Origin of the sequence: Arthrobacter sp. SO3, from assembly GCF_020532825.1 — a bacterium.
Lineage (GTDB): Bacteria > Actinomycetota > Actinomycetes > Actinomycetales > Micrococcaceae > Arthrobacter.
Map to the genome: position 1 here is coordinate 1 of NZ_MQTS01000065.1, position 2754 is coordinate 2754.

Consider the following 2754-nt stretch of genomic DNA (forward strand, 5'->3'; position numbering starts at 1 on the left):
TTCACGCCGAAAGCGTCAAAATTCACGCGAACTTCTCACTGTTCTAGAGCCATCGTGTGTTTGTGTCCTTTGTGAGTTCTCTGATCGGTTCTCACTGACCATCGCACTGTGGCTCACTACGTCTCCGGAGTAACGCGCAATTGCGGAAACTGACACCACTCCACGGGGCCTGACCCCGTTCCCCAAGAAAGGGTGACGCGGCCTGGCATCCTCCACTAGGACCGGCGTGAGCGGAGGAGGCTCAGCTCCTCCTGCAGCCGGGCGTTGACCGCTTCCAACTCCAGGACTTTGGCCACACCGGCCAGATTCAGTCCCTCCTCCAGAAGCTCGCTGATCCGCCGCAGCACCGCCAGGTCTGCGTTGCTGTACCGCCGTGTCCCTCCGGCCGTGCGGTCCGGCGTCAGCAGGCCCTTCCGCTCGTAGAGCCTGATGCTCTGCTGCCCAGTCCCGACCAATTGGGCCACCACGGAGATCGCGTAGAGGCCCAGTTCCTGACCACGATCCGTCACGGTACTCCCTTGCAGTGTCTCGATTTTGCTGTGTCTCGATGTTGCAGAGTTCGATGTCCAATTTCCCCTTGCATCAGTGTTGCCCCGGTGCTAGAAGAAATTTATATTCACCACAAAATATAATCAGGTCGGCTGGGTACAGGAAAAGCTGGCAACCCTCCTATGAAGGAGTGGGAAATGATGTTGATGCGTAAGGACCCGTTCCGTGAACTGGACCGGCTGAACCAGCAGGTTTTCGGAACGGCGGCACGGCCCGCGGCCATGCCGATGGACGCATGGCAGGAGGACGGCGAGTTCGTCGTCGCGTTCGATCTTCCCGGCGTCAACGTGGACTCTGTGGACCTCGAAATCGAGCGCAACGTCCTGACCGTCAGGGCTGCAAGGCGCGACCCCACGCAGCCCAACGTTGAGCTGATTGCCTCGGAACGTCCGCGCGGCGTCTTCAGCCGCCAACTCATCCTCGGCGACACGCTGGACACCGAGAAGGTCAAGGCGCACGATGCCGACGGCGTCCTGACGCTCCGCATTCCGGTGCTGCAGCAGGCCAAGCCTCGGAAGATTGAAATCACTCGCACGCAGGACAAACTGCAGGAGATCGGGAAGTAACGGCGGCGGACGGATACCGTCCAGCCAGCCGATAAGTAAGGGGACCAGACGGCGCTGTCTGGTCCCCACCCGGTCTTTCCGGACAGGGGGTGCACCGATGAACCGCGACCTGCGTGGATACTACGCGGCACTGCACGTGGCGCCGGACGCGACGCCGGCCGAGATTCAGCGTGCCTTCCGGGCGCTGATGCGCCTCCGCCATTCCGACGTCGGTTCCTCCGCCGATGCGGGGGACTCCGTCGCGGGGGACTCAGGGACCGGAAACGCCGGCGACGAAGCGCGGCGCATACTGCAGTCCTTCGCGGTCCTGCTGGATCCGAAATCCCGGGCCCAGTATGACCCGCCCGGCAGGGACGCCGGGCGCGGCACCACGGCTGCCGGACGCGCCGTCACCGGAGGCGCTGTCACGGGAGGCGCGGTCACCGGAGGCGCTGTCACGGGAAGCCCCGGCGCTGGAAGCCGCGAGATCCCGGTGCGTCACCACCGATACGAGCAGCCGGTCCTGCGGGTAACCCCGGTTCAGTGGGAGCCGGGGCCGTGGTGACCCGGCCCGTGAGCCCAGCCCGTGAGCCCAGCCCGGACGCAACACCCACACAGCAAGAACAAAAGAAGGAGGGCGGCCATGAGCGCATGGCGCCGCCACGATTCGCATCTGATGCCGGTCTTCCACGAGCGTTTCGAGGCCCGCTGGGGTCAGGGGACGGCTCCCTTCTTCGACCCGGAGGCCCATGAAGCACCGCTTCCGCGGGCCCAGTGGATCAACGTCGACACCGGTGCGGCCCTGGCAGTGGTTCCCATCTGGACCGCCGAGGACAGCCAGCACCGCTCTTTCGGCGTTTTCTACCTGCCGCCGGCCGGTGACATTTGGGTGCTGCGGCCCGGATACACGAGTTATCTGGACCCTCGGCGGATGAGACCGAACAGCTGCAGGCCCTGCGCAACGACGCGTTCAAGAAGGCCGTCGCCCACGCCAAGGATTTCCTGTTTGGGCCTGAAACCTCGGTGTATTGAGTCCGCGGCAGCCCTGCCGGGACGGTGGCCGCCCGGCACGTTGACGCCGGTCGTGGCGCGGGGGATGCGCTGCGGCCTAAAATCATTCAACTGCCGCAAACTAGCTGAGGGAATCCACTGATGAATGCTTCCGCCAAGGACTTGGCCGCCCTTTTGCCGTCGCGATTCACCCTGGGCGTGGCGACCGCAGCCTTCCAGATCGAAGGCGCCCTGGACGAGGATGGACGCGGTCCCTCTGGCTGGGACGTCTTCGCCGCCAGGCCCGGAGCGATCGTTCAGGACCACAGCCCGGCGGTTGCCTGCGACCACTACCACCGGATGCCCGAGGACGTGGCCCTGATGAAGGACCTCGGGGTCGATTCCTACCGGTTCTCCTTGTCCTGGTCACGTATCCAGCCCGGCGGCAGCGGTCCGGTCAATCCGGCGGGGCTGGACTTCTATGACCGGCTGATCGACCTGCTGCTGGACAACGGGATCGCCCCCATGGCCACGCTGTATCACTGGGACACGCCGCTGGAGCTCGACCAGGCGGGCGGCTGGATGAACCGCGACACCGCCTACCGGCTCGGCGAGTTCGCCGCGATCGCCGCGGCCGCCTATGGGGACAGGGTGACCCGCTGGGTGACGG

At 65.1% G+C, this 2754-nt stretch carries 4 protein-coding genes and 1 pseudogene; 4 read left to right on the forward strand and 1 reads right to left on the reverse strand.

The window, feature by feature from the left end; all coding sequences use genetic code 11:
• Nucleotides 1-215: 215 nt before the first annotated feature.
• Nucleotides 216-509, reverse strand: coding sequence for a MerR family transcriptional regulator (locus BJQ90_RS06950; protein ID WP_226759565.1), 294 nt, complete (start codon nt 507-509; stop codon nt 216-218).
• 180 nt (nt 510-689) lie between these two features.
• On the opposite strand from BJQ90_RS06950, the gene BJQ90_RS06955 reads away from it, so the two are divergent.
• From BJQ90_RS06955 to BJQ90_RS06970, 4 genes and pseudogenes are all read left to right on the forward strand, one after another.
• The gene (locus BJQ90_RS06955; RefSeq protein WP_226759580.1) at nt 690-1115 is read left to right on the forward strand and encodes an Hsp20/alpha crystallin family protein; all 426 of its coding nucleotides are present in this window, start codon (nt 690-692) and stop codon (nt 1113-1115) included.
• 97 nt (nt 1116-1212) lie between these two features.
• A complete protein-coding gene (locus BJQ90_RS06960; RefSeq protein ID WP_226759566.1) occupies nt 1213-1659 on the forward strand; it encodes a J domain-containing protein in 447 nt (148 codons plus the stop codon).
• Nucleotides 1660-1737: 78 nt separating this feature from the next.
• Nucleotides 1738-2126: pseudogene (locus BJQ90_RS06965) on the forward strand (hypothetical protein).
• 120 nt (nt 2127-2246) lie between these two features.
• Nucleotides 2247-2754, forward strand: a 508-nt coding sequence (locus tag BJQ90_RS06970) for a glycoside hydrolase family 1 protein (RefSeq protein WP_226759567.1), incomplete at its 3' end; no start/stop codon positions are given.